Raw genomic sequence first — 22,583 nt, 5'->3', positions numbered from 1 at the left:
TCCGATGAAGAAGGCCGATGTCATCAAGCTGTTGAAGGAAAACACCAACCAGCGCGGCGTCGAGCACTGGAAGAAGTCCGGCGTCAAAGACAGCAATCTGAAAAGCTTTGGCATCGGTTTGACCCAGCTTCGCAAGATCGCCAAACAGATCGGCCGCGATCATCCCCTGGCGTTGCAATTGTGGAAATCCAACATCTACGACGCCAAGGTCATCGGGCTGTTGATTGACGACCCCAAACAGATCACCCGTGCCCAGGCGGAAGAGCAAGTCGAACAGTTGCAAGGCGGTTACCTGGCCCACGTGTTCGCCTCCTGCGACGCGACGCTCGCCAAGACCCCGTTCGCGTTCGATCTGGCCTGTGACTGGATGGAAAGCGACGATCCGGCTCGCCGCCGCTGTGCTTACGCGCTGATCTATGAACTCTCCAAAAAGAACCCCAAGGGGATGGACGACGAGTTCTTACTGGTGTTGATCGAGCGGATCAAGCGTGAAATCAAAGCGGAGGACATGTGGGTCAGGGAGTCCATGAACACCGCCTTGATGGGCATCGGTAAACGCAACAAACGGCTTAACAAAGCCGCGCTGCGAGCCGCCAAAGCGATCGGCCCGGTCGATGTCGATTATGGAGGCGGCAACGCCTGTGAACCGCTCGATGTCGTCAAGCATCTGACCAGCGAACATCTCAAGAAAAAGCTGGGGCTGTAGCTGGTGTGGAATTTGGCGAGTAAGAAAAAATTGAATCGCCGCTCCAACGTAGCCACCTTCGCCAGAAGGTGGCTCCCCTGCGTTTACCACGCTCGCATCGAGCGTGGCTACTTCAAAACTACGCGTTAATCTTGCAATCGGCGATCCAGCGAAGCGCCGTTTGGTAAGCCGTCGTCATCTGCTCGGCACTCAATGAAACCGGCGGCGTCACCTCGCCGGCTTCGAAGTTGATGACGCTTTGCAAGATCAGCCCCAATTCACCGGCGCGGTTGAGCAAGGCGTCATTCATGTCGTCGGCCAACGGCAACAGCGGGATGACTTCTTCCATCGGCTTGTCCAGCAACGCATCCATCACCGAAAGCAAACCCATGGTGTAGAAGCGATCCGGTCGTGTGGCGCACGCATCGACGGCCAGCAATTCGCACATCTTGCCGCGGATCATGGCCAGCCGAATCAATTCTTGTGGTTTGCCTTCGTCGATGCTGGTCATCAGCATCATCGATGCCAGGGAACGCAACCGTGCGATTCCCATCAAGGTCGTGGCTTGTTTCAGCGAATCGATCGTCCGGGTGGTCGCGGCGTTGGCCGAATTGACGAACCGCAGCAATTTGAAGGACAAATTGGCGTCGGTTTGAATGATCCCTTCGACTTCATTCATGGTGATGTCGGGATTCTGCAGCTCCGACATCAATCGCACGACGGACGCGACATTCACCTGAGTCTTGCGTTGGCTGATGACTTGGGGGCGGCAAAAGAAGTAGCCTTGGAACAGATCGCAACCGAGGCTCTTGCACAGCTCGAAATCTTCCTGGGTCTCGATCTTCTCGGCCAAGATCGTACGAACGCCCAATGCTCTGAGTTTTCCGATATGATCCGGAAGTTCCTCTTTGGGCGTCAACGGATACTCGATTTTGACGATGTCGGCCGTGCCGATCAGCGGTTCCAATTCGGGACGATAGACAAAATCGTCCAGCGCGATCGTGTAACCCTGTTCCACCAAACCGGCGATCGCCGACAGCACATCCGCGTCGGGCTGGATGTCCTCCAGGATTTCCAAAACCACCCGGTCCGCCGGCATGCACGAGAGATTGCGACCGGTCAACAGATTACGTGTCAGATTGATGAACGCCTTTTTCGAGCCGACGATGGTGTCCAGCCCGATGTCGGTGAACGTGTTCAACAGCACGTTGGCCGTCGCACGATCGCCGTCGGTGATCATCGCCGCGTTCTGCTCTCCGGATCGGAACAGCAGCTCGTAGGCAAACACGTCCAGATCGGGCGTGAAAATCGGTTGACGTCCTACGAAAGCGTTCTCAGCCGAGGAGGAAGAAACGCCGGGTGCGGTTGGACAGGTCGACATGACAGATCGATTTCGGTTGGTGAGGGCGTGGCGTAGCGGGGGCCTATCGCGGTGGGACCGATGCAGGTGACCGTCGCCACAACGTGACGATGGTGCTGGACCCTACTTGTGGAAGTTTAAGTCACGAATTGCGTCGCCACGCCCGGTTCGGACCGATCTGATGTCCGTCGTCCCTCATCGGCGACGCCGCGCCGATCACTCCGGTGCGTCGGGTTGTTGCCAAATGCTCATCCCCCCGTCGACGTAGATCGTCTGGCCGTGGACATGTTCGGCGGCGTCGGACAACAGGAACACCACGGTGCCCGCACAGACATCCGCCTTCGGCACCTGGCCGTTGGGCGTATGCAGTTCCATCCATCGACGCATGTTGTCGTCGCCGATCGCACCGTCGGTCAGCGGCGTCCGTACCAGACCGGGCGCCATCGCGTTGACCCGGATCCCCTTGGGCGCCAGCGACACACACAGCGATCGAACCATCGCCGCGACCGCTCCCTTGCTGGTGTCATAGGCCGTGTGATCGGGTTCGGAGAGCAACCCGTTGATCGAACCGGTGAACACGACCCGTCCGCGGACGTTGCCATCGACCCAGCGTCGGGCGATCGCCTGAGTTAAAAAGAAGCCCGCGGTGACGTTCAGGTGCATGGTGGTCAGGTAACGATCGAAGTCCATTTCCAAAAACGGCACGTCGATGTAGGTGCCGGCGTTGTTGACCAACAAATCGATCTCCGGCATCACCGAGTCGATCTCTGCGATCAACGAATCCAGGTACTCGCCGGGCTCGCGCGAAAGATCACACAGCACCAGTTCTGCCCGGACACCCTGCCGGCGGCACTGCTGCAGCGTCTGTTCCGCCGCCGCATCGCGACGCAGACCGACCAACAACACGTCCGCACCGGCCTCGGCGACCGCGATCGCGATTGCCCCACCGATGCCCTGGGTTCCGCCGGTGATCAATGCCTTTCGGCCGTGCAAGTCGTTCATGATCGGTTCCAATCAATGTTGGGAGCAAGCGTTTCAAAAACACGAGTCTTTCATGTCAGCTTCGTTTGCGGGTATCCCATGCGATCGGTCAGAGAGTCGCTGTGTTCTCCGAACTCGCCGCGCCAAACGCAAGTTTTGCCCTGTGCCGACCTCGGAGAGGGCGGCGACTCTCTGGCCCACCGAAAAACAAGCGGGTGTTGGAATACCGTCGCAACCGTCGTTGCATTTGGGGCTGGGAACAATGGCTGGTTGAAAGACGACTGACATCGTGACACACTTTGGCTTTCCATCCCGATGCTTCCAACCCCGCCAAACCATGTCCTACCAAAAACGTATCGAAGAACTCGGTCTCGAACTACCACCGGCACCCAAACCGGCCGGCGTTTACAAACCCGTCGTCGTGGTCGATGGACTGGCCTACGTTTCCGGCCATGGCCCTCTGAAGGCCAACGGAACGCTGACGACCGGGCGACTGGGGTTGGACCTGGATGTCGAAGCCGGCTATGACGCCGCCCGCCAAACCGGACTGGCCATGTTGGCGACCCTGCAAAGCCACTTCGGATCGCTGGACAAGGTCAAACGCGTGATCAAATTGCTCGGGCTGGTCCAGTGCATCGAGGGCTTTCCCGATTCCCCCGCCGTGATCAACGGCTGCAGCGAACTGTTCCGTGACGTGTTCGGCGAAGAAAACGGCGTCGGCGCCCGCAGTGCCATCGGCACCAACAGCTTGCCCGGCAAGATCGCCGTCGAAATCGAAGCCATCTTCGAAGTCGACGCCTAGCAGGACAACCCCACTATGACGTAGCGACGCTCGCCAGAGCGTGGAATGCGCCGGGATCCACCTTCTGCCGAAGGTAGCTACGTTGGCAGGCTGATTCACGACGCGTTCTGTAGAAAGTGGCACTGTCCAGTTAGCCATTTCCGTATTGAATCCGCCGGCGTTTGTCGCGACCGCATACAGGTCCCCCCTCCGAGTTCAACGTCACTGTTGTTCAACGTCACTGTATTCAAGGATATCCGATGCGTCCCGTCTTCTATTGTCTGCTCTTCGCCGCGTCGCTCGTTTGCAGCGGCAATCTTACCGCCCAAGACGCGTCGCCGGACCAACGCAAGTATCTGCTGGACCGTGTCGACGATGTTGCGATCGTCCAACTGTATGTGGACGGGTTTGACCAGCTGTCGTTGCGGGAAAAAACGCTGATCTATCACCTGTCTCAGGCCGCGATCGCCGGCCGCGACATTTACATCGACCAGCGTTATCGCCATTCGCTCGACATCCGCGGTGTGCTGGAAGCCATATTGACGCACCCCGAGGGGATCGACGAAGCGACGATCGCCGCGATTCGAAAGTACATGAAACTGTTCTGGGTCAACAACGGCCCGCATAGCGCCCTCACGGCCCAGAAAAACCTGCTGGAATGCTCCGCCGAAGCGTTTGACGATGCGGTCCGACAAGCCGTCAACAACGGTGCCACGATGCCCGCCGACGGGGACGCGCTGTCGACGTTGATCGACCGGATTCGCCCTGTCCTGCTGGACCCCGAATTCGAAACGCATGTCACGCAAAAATCGCCGGGCGAAGGCATCGACATCCTGACCGCCAGCGCCAACAACCTGTACGACGACGTCACCATGGCGGACTTGGAAGGGTTCAACGAACACTATCCGCTCAATTCTCAACTGGCCAAGGACGACGACGGAAAACTGGTCGAACGCGTCTATCGTAGCGGTCTGGATCATCTGGTCCCGGCCGGCATGTACGCCCAGAAAATCGAAAACATCATCACCCACCTTGAAGCCGCCATCCCCTTCGCCACGCCCGAAATGGCGCGTGCACTGGGGGCCTTGATTCATTACTACCGGACCGGCGAAGCGGCCGATTTCTACGGATACAACATCGCCTGGGTCGCCGACAAAGACAGTCCGGTCGACACCATCAACGGCTTTATCGAAGTCTACATGGACGCCCGAGGCATGAAGGGATCCTGGGAGGCCGCGGTGTACTTCAACGACCCGATCAAGATGGACATGATTCGAAATTTCGCCGACAACGCGCAGTGGTTCGAAGACCACATGCCCTATGCCAAGCACTTTCGCAAAAACAACGTCAAAGGGATCTCCGCCAAAGCCATCCAGGTGGTGATGGAAACCGGCGATTCCGGCCCCGTCACGCCGATCGGGATCAACTTGCCCAACGATGCGACCATCCGCCAACGCTACGGCAGCAAATCCGTTTCGCTCAGCAACGTCATGGAAGCCTATGAAAAAGCGAGCACCCCGTCGGCACGAGCGGAATTCTGTTACGACGATGCGGAATTCCAGCGAGCCGACAAATGGAAATCCACCGCGCTGGCGCTGGAGGTCAACATGCACGAGGTCATCGGCCATGCCTCCGGTCAAGTCAACGAAGGCATCGACCCGGCCGTCTCCATCAAGGAATATTACAGCGCCCTGGAAGAAGGCCGCGCCGATCTGGTCGCATTGTATTTCATCGGCAATCCCAAATTGATCGAATTGGGACTGGTCGAAAACGAAGCGGACCTGCAGGAGATGCAGTTGGCCGCCTACGAGGCCTACACCCGCAACGTGATGACCCAGCTGCGGCGGATCAAGTCCGGCACGACGATCGAAGAAGACCACATGCGGAATCGGCAGATGATCGTCAGTTGGTTGGCCGCCAACACCGACGCCATCAAAGTCGACGTGCGGGACGGTAAGACTTATTTCCGAGTCGCAGACGTCGACGCTTGGCACCGGGGCGTCGGAGAGTTGTTGGCCGAAGTGCAACGGATCAAATCCGAAGGCGACCGGCCTTCGGCCGAGCGGTTGATGAAGGATTACGCGATCAACATCAACGTCGCCCTGCGGGACGAAGTATTGCGTCGCTACGCCGACTTGAACCAACCCGCCTACACCGGTTTCGTCCAACCCGAACTGACGCCCGTGACCAACGCCCAAGGCGAAATCACCGACGTCACGATCAGCTACCCCCAAGACCTGGAAACGCAAATGTTGAAGTGGTCCGGGGCACGGTCGCGCTAAGCTATATAGCACGACAGCCACGTAGCTACGCTCGCCAGAGCGTGGAAAGCACGACGGGGCCACCTTCTGGCGAAGGTAGCTACGATTGCCCCCCGCTGGACGAAACGACGTCAAACTCACTTGATCTCGACAAGCTCGACCAAAAAGTGAAGCCGGGCCCGTGGAGGAATCGGGCCGCCGGGCGTGCCGCGTTCTCCATAACCGAGTTCATGGGGGATGTCCAATTCGATCATCCCGCCTTCACCGATCAATTGCAGGCCTTCGGTCCAGCCGGCGATGACGCGGTTGAGCGGAAACGGGATCGGTTGGCCTCGACGGTAGGAACTGTCAAAGATCTGCTTCGAATCCAGCCAACCCTTGTAGTGGGCGACCACGCTGTCGGTCGCTTTCGGTTTCTTCTTGTCGCTCTTTCGCAAGATCCGATATTGAAGCCCCGAGTCTGTCTTGGTGAACTCGTCGGGGGCGTCCGAATCCACTTTGCCCGGTGAGACTTTCTCCAATTTGTCGGCCGGTCCGGTCATGCTTTTTCCTTGTTTCTTTTGGACATCTTGCTGCAGTTTGTCCGCAGTATTTAAAACGCCTCCGATCGCGCTGCCCTGGCCCCAAGAGGGAGATGCCAGCAGCAATGCAATGATCAGCGGACTTCCAACCATAACGGATTGTTTCATCGAGGCTATCTGTCAGAGGAAAGAGGGGCCGCCGAACGCGACCGTCGCGATCGGAAGAACCCCCGAGAGTTGAAATTGTAGCCGAAACCGGCATACCGTTTGCTGAGTGAATTTGTCTCAATTTCGATGGGCCGCTGGCGGTGACCGACCGGCACGGCCGGAGTGACCAATTGATCCGTTCCACGCCGGAGGAGAACTCGATGACGACGACCAACAGCCATTTGCCCGTCCAGGTGCAAAACGTCATGCAGCGGCACCCGGTGACCATCCATGACTATCAAACCGTTCACGACGCCGTCGATTTGATGACCGAGCATCACGTGTCCGCGTTGCCGGTTGTCGACGACGGCCATTACCTCCGGGGCATCGTGACGATGAGCGACCTGGTCCGGTTGGTTCAAGATGCCGAACGAACGCTCGACAGCGACTTGGCGATCTATGACAACAGCTTTCTGGTGGCGGACATGATCCGCGAAACCTTGGGGACCGATGAAATCGCCAGTGTGATGTCGGGCGTGATGTTCAAAGTCAAACAGGAGGACACGCTCAAGACCGCCGCGAAAGTGATGGTCGAACACCAGCTCCATCATCTGCCCGTTGTCGGCAAAGACATGAAGCTGTTGGGCATCCTCTCCTCGATGGACTTCGTCCGCCTCGCCGCCGACGCCTAAAAAAAGGTGGGACAGGCTTCCAGCCTGTCGATCCTTCACTCCTCACGTTGCAACGTGCGACTCGACGATTTCCCCGCCCACCGGGCAAACGAACCCCGGCGGTTTGAGTGCCAACACGCTGCAGGAGACGCCCGCCAGAACCGATTCGGCGGTGTTGCCGATCAGCAGGCCCGCGATACCGGTGCGGCAGACGGTTCCCATCACCAACAGGTCCGCTTGCACCTCCTCGACCATCTCCGAAATCATCTCGGCGGCCGGTCCGCGTCGGACGTGGATTTCTGGCGACACGTCTGTGACGCCCGCCGCCCCCCAAAGCTCGCCGAGGTGGGTGCGGATGTTTTCCGCGTGGATCGAAAACACGTCGTCCATTTGGCCTTCGGCAATCGAGGGTTGCAGCGGAGATTCCAAGGGTAATTCGAACGGCACTTCCAGCGGCATTTCCCAAGCGCTGACCCAGTGCAGTGTCGCATCATCGCTGCGCGCGATCTCCAGCGACAAATCGGCGATCGCTTCATTGAGCTTCTTGTGTGGCGTGTCTTGCCGGTCGACATCGATGGCGGCCAACACTTGATCAAAATCGCCATGCACCTGAGGCTTGAGTAACAGCATCGCGCAGGGGCACATCCGCAGCAGCGCGCGGGCCACGCTTCCGACCACTCGCCCGGCACCGCGAAAACCGTCGGCCGCCTTGATCACCAGATCGTGTTCGTTGCGCATCACCTCGCGGATCACTTCCATCGCCGGGTCGCCGACGGTGACCACGATGTCGATGTTGACCTCCGACTCGTCGAATTCGCTGACCAGATCCTGCAGCTTGGCGCGATGGTCGTCGATCAACAGCCGCTGCAATTCATCGGGAGTGGCATCGCCCTTGAACAGACGCAAAATCTTTGGGATCGGCTTGATCACGTCCATCAACGTCAACGACGCGCCGTTTTCCATCGCCAAAACCACCGCGCGGGCGATCGCACTCTCGGGTTCCTCCGTCCCCGTGTACACCAACAACTTTTTGAAGCGTTCCATCTCTGGGCCCTCGAAATCAACGTGTTTAATCGCTCGTCAACCGCGTAGATGCAAACGATGTACCATCATCGGAGTGGGACAGGATTGAGCGTTCCCAAGCGCGGGATGATGCCAACCGGCAGATCGCGACGCCGCTCGCGCTCCATTCAAATACCTTCCAGTGTGCGAATCGGCACATGCGACCAGGCCAGGAGCGCGACAATACAAACCAGGTGTGACAGTCGACCACGACCGTCTATCGGAATGTTGAGGCGAGGCGGCATACTAGGCCCTAAACGTCTGATGAAGACAAATTGCCGGCTTGCGATCACCGCATTTGTAACCCCCAATCCCCTACGGAACTCCACGGTCGTGTCCTTGACCCCTCTCTCACTCCGCCATCGCGACGAAAAGGGGACGGGGGTTGATTCGATGCGGAACGATGGTGGTGATCGGTCAGTTGGCGGGGATCGCCATCACCGCTTGGCACAACTTCTCGAAACCCGGCGTCGTTTCGGTCGCTTCGATTTGCAGATCGCGCAGCAATTTCAATTCCGACGGGCGGATCGATTCGCCCGCGGTCAGCATGTCGACCAGGACGGCTTGCTCGTCCAAATCAATTTTGCCGTCCTTGAGCAGAACATGTCGCATCAGCGGCAAAAACAACTCGTCGAATTCCGGACACACCTCGCTGGCTTCGCCGAGCACTTCGACCAGAAACGCCACATCGTCAAAGTCCAGAGCGCCGTCCTGTTCGATGTGCCGCCGGATTCGTGCCACTTCGTTGGGACTGATGACGCCGTCGCTCAGCAGTTCGGACTTCAGTTGATTCAGATGGGGCACAGATCGATCCTCGCGCGATTCGAGACGGGTTTCCATCGGAATCTAGCTCACCGTTAGTCGGACAGTACCGAAAACATCATTCTGCCCCGAATCATTCTGCCTTATACTGCATGACGGGCACCGCGATTTCCCCGTTCTCTCTTCGATACGCCAACCGGGGCCAGCTGTATGACATCCCTTTCGTCCGGCAGCGTATTCGTCAGTCCAGGATCGACCGATGATGGATTGCTAGAGGGCATTCGCGCGAATGACGCCACGGCATGGGAACAGTTTTTCGATCGGTATTCGCCACTGGTCTATGTTTGGTGCCGCAAGTGTGAATTGCAACCGGCCGACGCCCTGGACGTCTCCCAGCAAGTGTTTCAGGCAGTCGATCGCTCGATCGGCAGGTTTTCCCGGCGAAGTGAGGGCGGCAGTTTCCGAGGCTGGTTGTTCGTCATCACGAAGAACTTGGTGCGCAATTATCTGCAGCGGACGTTGCGGGGCCCGCGTGCACTCGGCGGCAGCTCGATTCAGCGACGGCTGTTGGACGAACCCGATACCCTGGACGAACCCTCATTGTCAGCGATTCATCGTTCGGACGACGGGACATCGGGGCCGCACTCGCCGCTTGAGAAAATTCTCGATCTCGTGCGCGATGACTTTGACGATTCTACATGGCAGTGCTTCCACCGGATGGTCATCGAGGGGCACCGTGCGATCGACGTAGGCGAGGACCTGGGGATGCGACCGGCGGCGGTACGGCAAGCCAAATACCGTGTGACCAAGCGGCTGCGAACGGAATTGGGAGGATCGCTGTAGAGAGATAACTTGTTTCCGGGCAACAGGTTGCGGGGATGCGGACGTGGTCCTGGGGCAGTGGCGCGTTGCGCTCTCGTGTTGTTCTGATGGCCACCTGCCCGACCTTCGCCACCAGTCCACGGAATCGATCTGATGCCAACCCCTTGCCCCACTCAACAGCGTCTCGATGCCTTTCTTGCAGGCGTCGTCGATGAAGACACGGCGCGTGAGATTTGCAGCCATTTGGATACCTGTTCCCACTGTGAATCGTTGACCGCGACACTGGAGAGAAATCACGATGGTCTGCTGGCGGAGCTTCAGGAGCAATGCAATTGCCGACGCTATCTTGAAGAACCCGAATTCCGACGATTGCGAAATGAGATTTCGACGGCGCGATCCGGTGCCTGCGAAACCGCACCCACCGAAGACTCTGCGGTCGCCGCGGGAACTCGCTTGCGCGATTATCGATTACTGAAAAGGATCGGCCAGGGAGGCATGGGAACCGTCTACCTGGCCCAACACCTGCATCTCGGCAAGGCATTCGCGGTCAAGATCCTGCCCGAATCAAAACTCCGCTCCGAACACTCGGTCGCCCGCTTTCGACGCGAAATGCTGGCCGCCGGAAAAGTGAACCACCCCAATCTGATCAGTGCCTCTGACGCCGGCAGCGTTGACGGGATTCACTTCCTGGTGATGGAACTGGTCGAGGGGGCGGATCTGGGGCGGATCGTCCGCGAGCGTGGACCGCTGGAGGTTGCCGATGCATGTGAAATCACCCGCCAAGCGGCGCTCGGATTACAGCATGCGCATGACAATGGGATCTTACATCGCGACGTCAAGCCGTCGAATCTGATGTTGACGACCGACGGGACCGTCAAACTGCTGGACCTCGGCTTGGCCGGATCAATCGAGACGACAACCGCCAGTGGTTCCGCTGTACCGGATGGCCTGACCCACGCCGGAGACTTTGTCGGCACGCCGGACTACATGGCACCCGAGCAATTCACAAGCAACACACCGGTCAACGAGCGATCGGATCTATATGGATTGGGCGCCACACTGCTTCAGCTCTTGACCGGACGGACCCCGTGGGCGGCACATCCAAAACTGCGATCCGACAAAGCAGCGGTCAATCTCAATGAATTGGAAAGCGAAATCAACGCGATCCGCGACGATGTTCCCGAATCGCTTGTCGCCCTGATCGGACGTTTGCTGTCGACAATGCCACAGCAACGTCCCGACAGCGCCGTCAGTGTTGCGAATCAACTGCAGCGGTTTTCAACACAGGGAAATCTGGTGAGACTCGCCGAGTCGTGTAAGAACAATCCGGGCATGCTGTCCGCCGACCTGGCAAACTTCGACGAGATTTCGTGGACTCAGAACCGACAATCAGTCGTCCAGCTCGATCGTCCGGATTCGGCAAAACCAAAAACGACGTTCATCCGATACGTTACCGTTGCGGCGGCCATCGCCCTCGTCGTCGTAGTTGTGGTTTGGTGGTTCGACGACAATGCTCCGGTCAGCCAACAGAGTCAATCGCCCAAGGACGCCGATCAAGTCAGCGTCTCGCCAGCAGAGAACATTGTTGCCGAAGCAGACGTGATTCATGCGATCCGCAGCGGCGACACCGAGCGGGCCGCGACGCTTGCACAACAACTGATCGATCGAGCACCCGACCAAGGTTGGAATCATGCGTTGGCTGCGATGATCGCGGCCTATGGCAGCCATGCCGAAAAAGCGACGGCCCGTCAAACCTACGACCGGCAGCGAGATTGGATCGCCAAACGCTGGGATCAGACGGGTGAAGGCACGAACACGATTCCGCGGATCTGCTGCCTATTTCCCGATCCCCCCGGTGATCTGCCGGCGATGCTGGCTGCGATCACCGCCGAAGCCAAACAGCGACCGAAGGACTGGCGGTACCCGCACTCTGAAATGATGGTGCTGTATCGACTGGGGCGTTTCAACGACGCCCTCGCCGCGTTCGGCCAGGCTCGGCGTGTCTCTCCCAGCCTGCTGCTCCACCGTGCCGTTGATACCGCTTGGTCGGCGTTGATTCTGGAAGAATTGGGCAGGAGCAGCGAAGCACGGAATGCCTTGGAGAATGCCAAGCAAATGCAATCGCAAATCAGTGCCGGTTCCCGCACGACGCTGCCACACAATTGGTTCGACTGGATCGAACTGGTGGTTCTCCTCGATCAAGTCGACCAGCGGTTGTCTTCCGAACTCGCCGACAATGTGGCTCGCTCTCAGCCGTCGCAGCCAGAGTCAAGTCAAACACGTGCATCGCAGGAAAATCGCCTCCACGACGACGCATCGCCGACACTGGCGTCCGAACGAACGAGGCCATCGACGCCCGGGGAATCGCAAGTCCAGACACAAGCACAAAACGCCGCCGATCCCAAGGCCAAAGCTGCGTGGGCGAGCCGGGTGATCGATCGTTTGATGGGCGCGCGGTACGCGGAAGCAGAATCCGCGTATGAGCAGGGACAACGAGTGTACGAGGCCGACTGGTCGCTTCGTTGCCGCGTTGTGCTCGGATTGATGATTTCCGGACGTGACGATGCACAACACCGGCTACTGGCCGATCGTTATCGGAGCGAGCTTGAACAAACCCTGCAAAGCGAGGCCGATCTGTCGCTGACGGATCGGGTTTCTATCCTCCAAATCCTCGCTCTCAGCCACGATCGTCCTTGGGATCAGGCGGTGTCCGAAACCGCTTCGGAACGCATTCAAGGCGAACGCTGGAACGACTGGCAACGCCATCATTGCCTGGCTCTGGTCCGATTCCGCCAGGGACGACTGGCACTCGCGTTGGACCATCAAGCGGCCGCCGGACAGCAAACCAAATCCGAGCTCCGCCAATGGCTGCACGAGTATTGGTGGACGATGCTGCTGGCCAGTAACGGTCAACTTGATCTGGCCCGCCGATCCTTGATGAAAGCACAAATGGGCGATCGCCAGTTCACGCCGCTGCTCGATACGGAATCTGCCGCGAAGGCAACCGACGTGGACACCGTTTTGGAACTGCGGTGGATGATGCCCCAACTACGGCATCGGCTGGCCCCGCTGGAGAATCTGAAGTTCTGGGTCGCCGGTCAACAACCGGCATTCGTCAATCTGGACGACCAGATCCACCAGATCACAAAGCGGCTGATCGCGTTTCCCAAGAGCGCCGAACTGTATTTCCAGCGGGGCACCGTTTTTACGCGAATGCGCCGCCAGCGCGAAGCGTTTGCCGACTTTCAACGCGCCGCAGTCTTGAACGCCGAGCATCCGGTTTACCACGCACTCGATCGATACGCGGCGGCGGTCACGGAGAACCACAGCCTGCTCCGTGAATACTGCCTGGAACTCGCCCAGGGGGACAATCAGGTATTGCAACATCTGGATCGTGAGGATCCCAATTCAGCGTTCGTCTTTCGTCTTCTGCTAGCACACAATCTTTCCGATCACGTCTACACCGTTCATTTCGGCGACGTGCAAACGCTTGCGGAACGGCACTCCGACGACTGGTACTGCCAATACGTGCTCGCGTTGTGGAATCTTCGGATGGGGCATGTCAATGACGCCGAGGCCCTGTTGCGGACGTTGATGTCGGATGTGGATGACACCACGCTGGAACAATACTGCACGCTGTGGTGGGTCGAGTGGTTGCGGGAATTGCAGGGCAAACAGACCGCGGGGGAGCGAAACGAGAGTGTCAAACGGTTGTCGTTGCTGCAAAGCAAGACGCAATTCAATCCGACCAACGTGGTCGATCATTGGTTGGCCGTTTACGAATCGATGCTACTTGCGACCAGCAAGCAGAATCCGCTTCGCCAGATCGTTGAATCGGATTTGTTGAAAACGCAAACCGGACCAGGCGTGTCGATCGTGTTTGACCTCGCGCGCAGCGAACTACCCAAGGAATGGTTCAACATCAACGCATCGGCAATCAGCCGTTCCGGCGATCGCTGCGCGTTTACCCCACTGCGTGCCGACAACCTTTACCTGTTGGAGACCGCCGGCCAGAAACTGCTGGACTTTCCCGCCGGGGGTGAAGTTCGTTGCCTGACGTTTGCGTCTGACGGTTCGTCGTTGATCATCGGCCGACCCAACAAGCATGTCGATGTGATCGAAATCGCCTCGCGTCGCCTCGCCCCGCTGGACGTCAAATTCCAGCCCAATGCGCTCGCCGCCCATCCGGATGGAAACCAGTTGGCGGTCGCGTTCCAAGCCAGGCGGATCGAGATGTGGGATCTCGTCAATGAACAAATTGCGTATCCTCCGACACTCTTGTTGGGGGTGCCGGAACGGATCGCTTTTAATCCAAGCGGATCGCATCTTGCCGTCAGTATGCTCAACGATCACACCACCGTCTTCTCCAAGGCACTCGAGCCCGCGGCGGAATTGCCCCACGCCGGCACGTTCGCCTGGATCGATGATCAGACGCTGTGCTGTTTCGAGACGGATTCAAATCAGCTTCGCATCGTCCAGCTCGACGACACGGATCGTTCGAAAACCCTCGCGACGCTTTCGGGCGGGATCACCGCGTTTGTCTATCTGCAATCGCATCGGTTGATCGTCAGCGGTAACGACCAGGGCGACGTCACGGGATGGTCCCTCAACGGCAAATCCCGAACCATTGGGCGGCTGCCGCGGGCTGTCATCCGCCAACTTTCTGCGTCCGATGATGGCCGTTACCTGCTGGTCACAGGCAAACGCCACCGCCAATCCGACGGCGGTTCCTGCTGCGTGCTGCTGGATTTGCAGTCGATTTAGGGACCGGCGAATCTCGTCATTGCACGTCCCCCACATTTTTTCTCGCTGCCGGCAAGTCCTTTGGCCCTCCGATTGCGGCAATCTGACCGCCGATCACCGCGAACACGGGGAACGGGCGGCCCTCAGCCGCGTCAGATTGACGCAGTGTTTCGATCGCAGCGCTGTCACGATCTGGTGAGAGGGCGGACCGAGAGGTTGTGTGACCGTTTGCGGGTTTGCAAAATGGGGGCGTGCGCGGTCCCCAACTTACGATCATTACCTGAAAAGGGACGTATCGATGGCAAAGAAGAAAGCGGCGGCAACGCCCGATGCAAAGCCGACCAAGGTGCAGGCCAACGGGGCGGCGAAGAAGTCCAACGGTGCCGCCAAGAAACCGGCTCCACCCAAGCGATCTTTCGACAACTCCGAAATCGGTCTGGTCGCCGGAGAGGTCTGGCAGACGCTCGAAAGCGGCGGCGAACAGACCCTAACGAAGGTCAAAAAGAGCGTCGAAGCGCCCGGAGACCTCGTGACCGCCGCAGTCGGTTGGCTGGCCCGCGAAAACAAACTCCGTTTCGTCCAGTCGGGCCGAACCACCAAAGTGACGCTGCAGTAAAAAAACGTTCTCAACGTACGATGGCCCTTCCGGGCCATCGCGAGACTCGCCGACGACCTGAAACCACCCGCGGTTCCCAGAAACTGCCCACCCCGTTCTGCTGGGCGAAGGCATTCCCCTGTTCGGACCGTTGGGCGATGACGTTCAGCTGACCCATCGAAACACAACGACTTATGAGTGTGGCTTCGTGCAGCTGACCTATCAGCGAACTCCGTCAATGGCGAGGCACGTCGCGGGGCCAAACTCGATTAGACGCATCGGTTCAGCGCGGCGGGGGACGTGCGAACGCCGCGAATTTTAATTCGCCGACGTAGGAAGCGTTGGTTTCGTAGCGTTCCGCATCCAAGCGTTGTTGCAGCGTCGCTATGTCGACCTCCTCCTCCGTCGTCACTCCGCTTGCCAAAATGCGGGGCAGGATCGCGCGGACGACCGTCGCCAAGTTGGACGGTTGCATCGGTGTCTGCACATCTGCGGCCGCCCTGACGCGAATATCAACCAGCCCTGCTTTTACGACACGCGATAAAGATCCAAGCCCATTTGCAGATTGGCGCCTTCATAGGCGACGGTGTTTCGAATCCATTGCTGCACGGATCCGTGCAGTGGCATGGCTTCCGAGCAAAACGGTTCCATTGACAAGAGCAGTTCCTGCAGACGCGACGATGCCGTTGCGATTGCCGATTCGTTCTTGTCGATACCGATCACCGATCCGGTCTCACCGACCAAGGACGCCACCAATCGCGTGACCTCACCATGTCCAAACCCCACGTCCAACACACGCATGCCAGAACCGATCCCGGCGTCCATAAAAAGCTGCGTGGTAAGCTCGTCATTCGCGTATTTCATGACAGGCCTGAATCAGTCTTCGTAGCGGCGTCAATACGATCACCGACGCGTTTCAGGGTCTCGATGTCGGCACCGGAGATGGCATCGATATTCGCTTCGATAGCTTCGATCGGCCAATCCCACCAGCGGAGCTCAAGCAGCGCCCGTGTGACGTGGTCGTCAAATCGCTTCCTGACCGGCTTGGCCGGGTTGCCCGCGACCACGGTGTAGGGCGGTACGTCGCGGGCCACCACAGCCCGGGCGCCGAGGATCGCGCCGTCGCCGACGGTCACCCCCGGCATCACCACCGCCTCGGTGCCGATCCACACGTCGTTGCCGATCACCGTGTCGCCTTTCCCGCCGGGAACGTCAAACAATGCCTTCATGTCATCCGCCGTGGTCGCTTCATTCATCATGAAGTTGGCAAACGGATACGTCGAGAAACCTCGCATGCTGTGGTTGGCCGAACTGGTGATGAATCGCACGCCGTGAGCGATCTGACAAAACTTTCCGATCAGCAACCGCTCGCCGCTGAGCGGAAACAGGAACGGTGCGAGGTAGCCGGCGTAGTCTTCGAGTTCTTCCAGGTGACCGAAGTAGGTGAAATCACCGATGGAGATGCGAGGGTGTTCGATGACTTGGTTGAGATGAACGACCGTTTTGATGACCGTTCCGTCGGGTAGGACCATCGGGTACTTTTTTGTGGGATCAAGCAACGATTTAAGCACTCCGGTTCGATTCGGGAAGGTTGGCAAAATGATGGGAAGGCAGAATGATGGAGGGGCGGGCCGGGCCTTGAACATTATTCCGCCCCGTATCATTCTGCCTACTCCCTTCCGTGGTCAACATGGCATCCGCCGGTTCAAGACACCGCGATCAGTGACGTGTTCGCCCCGCCGCTTCGGCTTTCTGGAATTCCGCAACCAGTCGTTTGGTGATCTCAGGGAACTCGTCGGCGACGTTGTTGGTTTCGCCGGGATCTTGGGACAGGTCATATAGTTCGTGCCCGCGGTCTTGTTCGCTGCCGTAACGAACGATCAGTTTCCATTTTCCGGTGCACACCGCGACGGCGCTGTCTTTGCCGTTGCCGAGAATAAAGATTGCGTCGCGACCGGCGATTTCGTTTTCCTTGCCGGTCATCAGCGGCAACAGACTGAACGAGTCTTCCGCTGCATCAGGGGGCAACTCGCGATCGACGACGTCGGCGGCGGTGGCGAATAGATCTGTCAATGTCGTCGTGCATGCCGATTCGCTGCCGGCGGCAATCTTCCCCGGCCAGCGGGCAATCAACGGGACACGGTGTCCGCCCTCGTACGCATACCCTTTGCCATCTCGCCACGGCCCGTTGGTCACATGCCCCAGCTTCTTCGCGTCCGCTTTCGCCGTCTTGAATTTTGTGCGGATATCGCCAGAGTCATCGGCAAGGTTCAGATGGATGCCCTGCGTGCCCCTGAAATCCTTCGGCGTCGAACCGTTGTCGCTGGTGAAGATCACGAGCGTGTCTTCCGCCAAGCTCAATTCCTCCAGCACGTCGAGGATCTCCCCGACGTGGGAGTCAAGTTCTTGGACGTGGTCGCCGAACAACCCGGCTTGGCTCGTGCCGCGAAACTCCGCGGCCGGAGTCACATGGGTGTGTGGAGCACAGGGGGTGAAATACAAAAAGAACGGTTGGTCGGAATGGCGGCGAATAAATTCGACCGCTTTCTCGGTCAGTGTGCTGTCGACCTGGTCTTCGACACGCGGTTCGGCCAAGCCCTCGGGAAAGTCGCGTCCTTTGACGATCCGGTAATCGACGCCCCGCTGGCGACCCACCAAATCATGATTCTCGATGAACGCCCGCGTTGAATCGTTGTGATTGGACGGGACACCGAAGTGGTAGTCAAACCCGACTTCCAACGGTCCCGTGATCGGCAGCCGGTTCCAGTCCTTGCTGTATCCCAAATGCCACTTTCCGATCGCAGCGGAGGTGTAGCCCGAGTCACCGAGAAAGGCTGCCAGGGTCATTTGCCCCGGATCGAGTCGATACCCGTTGCCCTTGCGGTGGAGCCGCCACGGAGCCCGTCCGGTCAGCAACCCGTATCGCGACGGCGAACACAGCGAAGCGGCGGAATGGGCATCGGTGAACTTCATGCCTTCACCGGCCAAGCGATCGATATTCGGCGTGTGGATCTTCGTCGCCCCGTAACAGCTGACGTCGCCATATCCCAAGTCGTCGGCAAAGAGGATCACGATGTTGGGGGTTTGCGTCTGGGCGGCCGTTGCGAACGACAACGCCCCCCATGCAATCGCGATGACGAAGTGGACGTAGAGACGAAACATCGTTGACTGAATCTTGCGAAGTGTTTGGATTGGATGGGGGGGGCGCGACAACAGGACCGACGGTGACTCCCAAATGAATCCAGATTCTATCTGAAAGAGATGGCAGAATGATGCGGGGCAAAATAAAGGAAAACGAACAGTAGCGGACCGGTAAAGCATTCCAGCCGGATCCGACGCATCATTCTGCCCCGAATCATTCTGCCTTCCTTTCTTCGCTTTCCCCCTGCCATCACCGCGAACCGGCTATTTCTCGAAGTCCGGCTTCGCGCGTTGCTCGACAAAATTCCAGTAATGCGGCTGACCGTTTTCGCGGATCTGTCCTTTCCGGCTGGTCCATCTCGTCCCATCGGGCAACTGAAGATTCAACCCGTAGTCGGTGAACGAGGCCGGCGCGTAATGCCACGCGACATTGTCTCCCTGTTTTCTGGCTTCCACCAATAGCAACAGCTCGGTATCGGTTCCTTGACAAAAGGCCATGATTGCACCGAAAACGACTCCCGCTTCGACATCTTCGTACTCGTAAATCGGTTTGGGCACGGCGCGCAACACGACCCGTTCGCCCGGTGTCTTTTCCGTGTACGCCTCGACCTGATTGGCAAGTTGTTTTGCCTGCAGCCGTTTCCGAGAGGTCGAGCCGACTGCGGGCGGCGCATCCGGAAAGGGGGCCCAATCCAATCCGGGTTTCGGGCAACGCCACGTCACATGATCGGGCATCTGCTTTTGAATCCCTTGGTCATGCAGCGAATGAAACTCCTCCATCACCCAACGGTGGCGTCCCTGCGACCAGGAAAAAAAGACACCGATCGCGACCGGCCGTCCCGTCGTTGTTTTCCAGACAAACATCGAGCCGATGTCGTCACCACGGATCGGTTGGGTGTGCCGAAACACGGCGGGCTTGTGAAGCTCGAAGACTTGTTGCTGATCATCAAGCAGCGAAATCGTCTGCTTATCGGCCGTCTCTTCGGCCACATCCAGCCAGAACTGGATCACGTTGTCATCGTCCGCATGGACATGCGGCGAAACCAGACACCACGACAGCAGGGCGACAGCGAATTCCCAGCGCATGTTGACTCCTCGGTAAAGCAAGCGAAAACTACGACACTACGTCTAGAGTGTACCAGAAGTGTTTCCCGATTGCTGGCACCCGTTTGGATTGGGCAGGATGGCAGAATCATGAAGAACGCAATCATGCTGCCTCCCATCATTCTGCCCCGTATCATTCTGCCCCCACTTACGTCGACTCATTTGGTTGATCAGCTTGCGGCGGTTCTTGGGGATCGACCGTTGGAGGCCTTTCTTCCGCTGAATCGGTGTTTCCAACCGGGAGCATCGGATCAGCGGGATCTTGAGTGTCTGGCCCTTCTGCTAATTCTTTATCCAGCCACGGGGTCTCTTCGACCGGCAAAATCACCATTCCGGCAAACTGAATCGATCCGTCTTCGCTGACTTCGCGGATGTACAAGACGATCTGATCAAATGGCACGGCCATGCCTGTGACGAGCGCCTGCCCGGCCAGGCGTGAACGCATCAGTTCATCGACAGTCATCTCGGGCGATTCGCCAAGTTTCACGTCGTAGCACTCTTCGATCGCACCGACTTTGGTCGAGCCCCGCAGCGGAAACTCCAAGGATGCAGGCAGTGCCGCCGGCGTTTGCTGGCGATGCGAAAACACACGGTCCACCATGGCCCGAACGGCCGGTCGAAGGATCACAACGATGTGGTCACCAACCTCGATTCGAGAACGGCCCTGGGGCGGAGTGATCTCCTCGTTGCGGACAATCAATGCCACCACGACCCCGTCGGGCAAAGCCAGTTCCTTGATCATCCGGCCGGCCGCCAGGCATCCACTGTCGACGTAGTAGTCGACGATGTCTCCGTTGACGTTCTGCAGCGTGCTGATTTCCAGTGTGACCGGCGGTGGTCGCTTGGCCGCCTCGTTCACCTTCAGCCAGCGCGCCACCAGCGGCAGCGGCCAACCTTGAATCAGGGCCGAGACCAGGACGACAAAAAACACCGTGTCGAACATCTGCGACGCGATCGGCAGCCCGGCCAACATCGGAAACGTCGCCAGCGTAATCGGGACGGCCCCTTTCAAGCCCACCAACGACAGAAACAACACTTCGCGCTTGGGGAACTTGAAGAACGACACCAACGCGAAAACGGCGATCGGACGCGCGACCAGAATCAACACGGCCGAGATCAACAGTGCCGGTCCCGCCGCGTCCAACAGACGGCTGGGAAAACTCAACAGTCCCAGTGTCATGAACATCAGGATTTGGCAGATCCACGCCGCCGCGTCATGAAACAACAAGATGCCTCGGTGAAAGATCGGACGTCGGTTGCCGATCACGATGCCGGTCAGATAGACCGCCAGAAACCCACTGCCGCCGAAAACCGCGGCAAGACCGAAGGCGAGCAAGGCCAACGCGGTCGCCAGCACGGGGTACAAACCGGCAGCGCCCAATCGAATGTGCTGCAGAATCCAAATGCCGACGTAGCCGACAAGCAACCCGACGATGGCCCCAAAGACAAGCTGTGTCAGGAACAACATCAACAACCCCGATCCGATTGGAACGGCGCCCGTGAGCACCTGGATCAAGCCGACCGTCAGGAAAATCGCCATCGGATCGTTCGATCCACTCTCCACTTCCAGCGTGTCGGCCAGCCGTCGCCGAATGTTAACGCCGCCGGAACGGAGGATGGAGAACACCGCCGAAGCATCGGTCGAACCGACGATGCTGCCGATCAACAGTCCCTGCAGCAGAGTGATCTGCAGAATCCACGACGCGGCCAAACCCGTGATCGCCGCCGTCACCACGACGCCGAGCGTCGCCAGCAACGCAGCCGGCTTCCAGGCCGTTCGCACGGCGCCCAGCGTCGTGCGAAGCCCTCCATCAAACAGGATCAAGCATAGCGCGATCGTGCCGATCGTGTTGGCCGCAGAATAATCCTCGAACTCGATCCCGCCGATCCCCTCCGAGCCGGCCAGCATCCCGACCACCAGGAATAAAAACAAGACCGGCACGCCCATCCGCGTCGAAAACTGGTTCGACGCGATGCCCAACAGAAGCAGAATCCCGGTGAACAGGATCAATGATTCGATACTTAACAACAACGTCACATCCTGCCGTGAGATTCATTGGCGGAGCAAACACAGGGACGACATTCCCTCATCTTCCCAATGTACCGATCCGTGGGCGGTCGCAGAACGATTGCGGGCAGTGTGATCGGAGACCCGATGGGATCTGGAACATCATCGGCCCCGAATCATGCGGCTCTTTCTACCGCAGACGTGCCCTGCGCCAATCGTCCGCCCAAATTGCGACATCGCGAACAAACGCTACATGTCCGCAAACATGGCATCAACATCCAATATCGTCGCGTCGGCAATGATCGTCGCGTAGACCGCCATCGCCGCGGCAGCGATCACTTCCAGTATCTGTCCGTTGTCGAGGCCATGTTGGGTCAGACTGCCGAAATCATCGTTGCCTAATCTTTCCGGCGTGGCACCGCACTTGATGGCGAATCGGAGAATGTCGCGCGTCTGATCGGGAAGATCGCATCTCGCGCCGGAACGCGTGATAAACCTCCACCACCTCGTCCGGCGCATCGGTCTCATGGATCAGCGGGAAGCGTGGCATCGATCTTTCTCTCTGTATGTCTGACTGAAAAAGGACTCGGAAATTCAATCGATTCAGCTGCCCGACTTAACCGCCGCATCGCATTGTATCGCCCGCAATCCGCACCCATATCCTTCACCGTTTCCCGGGGATCAGCTCATCAAGGATCAGCCGTTGTCCACATTCAGCCCGCTGTGTCTGCGACACCGCTGCTGCAACACACCTGCTCCAATGACGCACCGGAATCGACCATCCGTTCGGCGGCTTCTTCTCCTTCACCCCGGCGACGCTTCCCACGCAGTGGTGGCCTGGGTAGTCTGGGAGGTTTTTGGTAGCGTTTGCTTGCATGAAACACGGGTGTTTTCGCTGTGAAGAACGTGTTTGGATTTTTTCTTGTGAAATGGGCCAGA

Annotated in this window: 19 protein-coding genes; 7 read left to right on the top strand and 12 right to left on the bottom strand. The window is 58.5% G+C overall.

Going from position 1 to position 22,583, the window contains the following annotated elements:
* The first annotated feature begins 4 nt into the window (after positions 1–4).
* Positions 5–706, top strand: a complete 702-nt coding sequence (locus H1B37_RS30025) for a DNA alkylation repair protein (protein WP_182870978.1) — start codon at positions 5–7, stop codon at positions 704–706.
* A 118-nt stretch (positions 707–824) separates the two neighbouring features.
* On the opposite strand, the gene H1B37_RS30020 is transcribed toward H1B37_RS30025, so the two are convergent.
* Together H1B37_RS30020 and H1B37_RS30015 are read right to left on the bottom strand one after the other, a co-directional pair.
* Positions 825–2,066 carry an EAL and HDOD domain-containing protein gene (locus H1B37_RS30020; protein ID WP_182870977.1) on the bottom strand — a complete coding sequence of 414 codons (1,242 nt, stop codon included), beginning with the start codon at positions 2,064–2,066 and terminating at the stop codon, positions 825–827.
* 195 nt (positions 2,067–2,261) lie between these two features.
* On the bottom strand, positions 2,262–3,047 hold the full coding sequence (locus tag H1B37_RS30015) for an SDR family NAD(P)-dependent oxidoreductase (RefSeq protein WP_182870976.1): 786 nt from the start codon (positions 3,045–3,047) through the stop codon (positions 2,262–2,264).
* 316 nt (positions 3,048–3,363) lie between these two features.
* On the opposite strand from H1B37_RS30015, the gene H1B37_RS30010 reads away from it, so the two are divergent.
* Together H1B37_RS30010 and H1B37_RS30005 are read left to right on the top strand one after the other, a co-directional pair.
* Positions 3,364–3,828: a RidA family protein gene (locus H1B37_RS30010; RefSeq protein ID WP_182870975.1), complete on the top strand. Its 465-nt coding sequence runs from the start codon at positions 3,364–3,366 to the stop codon at positions 3,826–3,828.
* Between the two features lie 239 nt (positions 3,829–4,067).
* Entirely contained in the window at positions 4,068–6,089 is a 2,022-nt protein-coding gene (locus H1B37_RS30005) for a dipeptidyl-peptidase 3 family protein (RefSeq protein ID WP_182870974.1), read from the top strand.
* Between the two features lie 116 nt (positions 6,090–6,205).
* Here H1B37_RS30005 and H1B37_RS30000 read toward each other — a convergent pair whose 3' ends face one another.
* A complete protein-coding gene (locus tag H1B37_RS30000) occupies positions 6,206–6,610 on the bottom strand; it encodes an FKBP-type peptidyl-prolyl cis-trans isomerase (RefSeq protein ID WP_286178368.1) in 405 nt (134 codons plus the stop codon).
* 317 nt (positions 6,611–6,927) lie between these two features.
* Between H1B37_RS30000 and H1B37_RS29995 the strand changes: the two genes are divergently transcribed.
* A complete protein-coding gene (locus H1B37_RS29995) occupies positions 6,928–7,428 on the top strand; it encodes a CBS domain-containing protein (RefSeq protein ID WP_286178364.1) in 501 nt (166 codons plus the stop codon).
* A 42-nt stretch (positions 7,429–7,470) separates the two neighbouring features.
* Here the strand turns inward: H1B37_RS29995 and H1B37_RS29990 are convergent, their stop codons facing one another.
* The gene (locus H1B37_RS29990) at positions 7,471–8,451 is read right to left on the bottom strand and encodes a universal stress protein (protein WP_182870972.1); all 981 of its coding nucleotides are present in this window, start codon (positions 8,449–8,451) and stop codon (positions 7,471–7,473) included.
* 435 nt (positions 8,452–8,886) lie between these two features.
* On the bottom strand, positions 8,887–9,273 hold the full coding sequence (locus tag H1B37_RS29985) for a tellurite resistance TerB family protein (RefSeq protein WP_182870971.1): 387 nt from the start codon (positions 9,271–9,273) through the stop codon (positions 8,887–8,889).
* A gap of 168 nt (positions 9,274–9,441) precedes the next feature.
* On the opposite strand from H1B37_RS29985, the gene H1B37_RS29980 reads away from it, so the two are divergent.
* The 3 genes from H1B37_RS29980 (at position 9,442) to H1B37_RS29970 (ending at position 15,412) form a co-directional block, all read left to right on the top strand.
* Complete coding sequence (locus tag H1B37_RS29980) at positions 9,442–10,074, top strand: RNA polymerase sigma factor (RefSeq protein WP_182870970.1); 633 nt, start codon at positions 9,442–9,444, stop codon at positions 10,072–10,074.
* Between the two features lie 132 nt (positions 10,075–10,206).
* Positions 10,207–14,817, top strand: a complete 4,611-nt coding sequence (locus H1B37_RS29975) for a WD40 repeat domain-containing serine/threonine protein kinase (RefSeq protein WP_182870969.1) — start codon at positions 10,207–10,209, stop codon at positions 14,815–14,817.
* A gap of 277 nt (positions 14,818–15,094) precedes the next feature.
* The gene (locus H1B37_RS29970) at positions 15,095–15,412 is read left to right on the top strand and encodes a winged helix-turn-helix domain-containing protein (RefSeq protein ID WP_182870968.1); all 318 of its coding nucleotides are present in this window, start codon (positions 15,095–15,097) and stop codon (positions 15,410–15,412) included.
* A 262-nt stretch (positions 15,413–15,674) separates the two neighbouring features.
* Here H1B37_RS29970 and H1B37_RS29965 read toward each other — a convergent pair whose 3' ends face one another.
* From H1B37_RS29965 to H1B37_RS33475, 7 genes are all read right to left on the bottom strand, one after another.
* A complete protein-coding gene (locus tag H1B37_RS29965) occupies positions 15,675–15,866 on the bottom strand; it encodes a hypothetical protein (RefSeq protein WP_182870967.1) in 192 nt (63 codons plus the stop codon).
* A 53-nt stretch (positions 15,867–15,919) separates the two neighbouring features.
* The gene (locus tag H1B37_RS29960) at positions 15,920–16,255 is read right to left on the bottom strand and encodes a methyltransferase domain-containing protein (RefSeq protein WP_182870966.1); all 336 of its coding nucleotides are present in this window, start codon (positions 16,253–16,255) and stop codon (positions 15,920–15,922) included.
* Complete coding sequence (locus H1B37_RS29955) at positions 16,252–16,923, bottom strand: CatB-related O-acetyltransferase (RefSeq protein WP_286178363.1); 672 nt, start codon at positions 16,921–16,923, stop codon at positions 16,252–16,254. The genes H1B37_RS29960 and H1B37_RS29955 overlap by 4 nt, the downstream gene beginning before the upstream one ends.
* A 187-nt stretch (positions 16,924–17,110) precedes the next feature.
* Positions 17,111–18,553, bottom strand: coding sequence for a sulfatase family protein (locus H1B37_RS29950; RefSeq protein ID WP_182870964.1), 1,443 nt, complete (start codon positions 18,551–18,553; stop codon positions 17,111–17,113).
* A gap of 243 nt (positions 18,554–18,796) precedes the next feature.
* Entirely contained in the window at positions 18,797–19,618 is an 822-nt protein-coding gene (locus tag H1B37_RS29945) for a hypothetical protein (RefSeq protein WP_182870963.1), read from the bottom strand.
* Between the two features lie 166 nt (positions 19,619–19,784).
* Complete coding sequence (locus H1B37_RS29940) at positions 19,785–21,668, bottom strand: potassium/proton antiporter (protein WP_286178360.1); 1,884 nt, start codon at positions 21,666–21,668, stop codon at positions 19,785–19,787.
* A gap of 640 nt (positions 21,669–22,308) precedes the next feature.
* On the bottom strand, positions 22,309–22,583 hold a 275-nt coding region (locus tag H1B37_RS33475; RefSeq protein ID WP_220498444.1), incomplete at its 5' end, for a hypothetical protein.

The sequence above is a fragment of the Stieleria mannarensis genome (assembly GCF_014154935.1).
GTDB lineage: Bacteria > Planctomycetota > Planctomycetia > Pirellulales > Pirellulaceae > Stieleria > Stieleria mannarensis.
Note: the sequence above shows the minus strand (reverse complement) of the source record. Positions and strands in the feature narration are given on the sequence as shown.

Bases quoted from the DNA above. Each gene is read 5' to 3' on its own strand.
- H1B37_RS29980 (WP_182870970.1), top strand. From the start codon at position 9,442: ATGACATCCCTTTCGTCCGGCAGCGTATTCGTCAGTCCAGGATCGACC.
- H1B37_RS30025 (WP_182870978.1), top strand. From the start codon at position 5: ATGAAGAAGGCCGATGTCATCAAGCTGTTGAAGGAAAACACCAACCAG.
- H1B37_RS30015 (WP_182870976.1), bottom strand. From the start codon at position 3,047: ATGAACGACTTGCACGGCCGAAAGGCATTGATCACCGGCGGAACCCAG.
- H1B37_RS30010 (WP_182870975.1), top strand. From the start codon at position 3,364: ATGTCCTACCAAAAACGTATCGAAGAACTCGGTCTCGAACTACCACCG.
- H1B37_RS29990 (WP_182870972.1), bottom strand. From the start codon at position 8,451: ATGGAACGCTTCAAAAAGTTGTTGGTGTACACGGGGACGGAGGAACCC.
- H1B37_RS29960 (WP_182870966.1), bottom strand. From the start codon at position 16,255: ATGAAATACGCGAATGACGAGCTTACCACGCAGCTTTTTATGGACGCC.
- H1B37_RS29950 (WP_182870964.1), bottom strand. From the start codon at position 18,553: ATGTTTCGTCTCTACGTCCACTTCGTCATCGCGATTGCATGGGGGGCG.
- H1B37_RS30000 (WP_286178368.1), bottom strand. From the start codon at position 6,610: ATGACCGGACCGGCCGACAAATTGGAGAAAGTCTCACCGGGCAAAGTG.
- H1B37_RS30005 (WP_182870974.1), top strand. From the start codon at position 4,068: ATGCGTCCCGTCTTCTATTGTCTGCTCTTCGCCGCGTCGCTCGTTTGC.
- H1B37_RS30020 (WP_182870977.1), bottom strand. From the start codon at position 2,066: ATGTCGACCTGTCCAACCGCACCCGGCGTTTCTTCCTCCTCGGCTGAG.
- H1B37_RS29975 (WP_182870969.1), top strand. From the start codon at position 10,207: ATGCCAACCCCTTGCCCCACTCAACAGCGTCTCGATGCCTTTCTTGCA.
- H1B37_RS29945 (WP_182870963.1), bottom strand. From the start codon at position 19,618: ATGCGCTGGGAATTCGCTGTCGCCCTGCTGTCGTGGTGTCTGGTTTCG.
- H1B37_RS29965 (WP_182870967.1), bottom strand. From the start codon at position 15,866: ATGCAACCGTCCAACTTGGCGACGGTCGTCCGCGCGATCCTGCCCCGC.
- H1B37_RS29955 (WP_286178363.1), bottom strand. From the start codon at position 16,923: ATGGTCCTACCCGACGGAACGGTCATCAAAACGGTCGTTCATCTCAAC.
- H1B37_RS29970 (WP_182870968.1), top strand. From the start codon at position 15,095: ATGGCAAAGAAGAAAGCGGCGGCAACGCCCGATGCAAAGCCGACCAAG.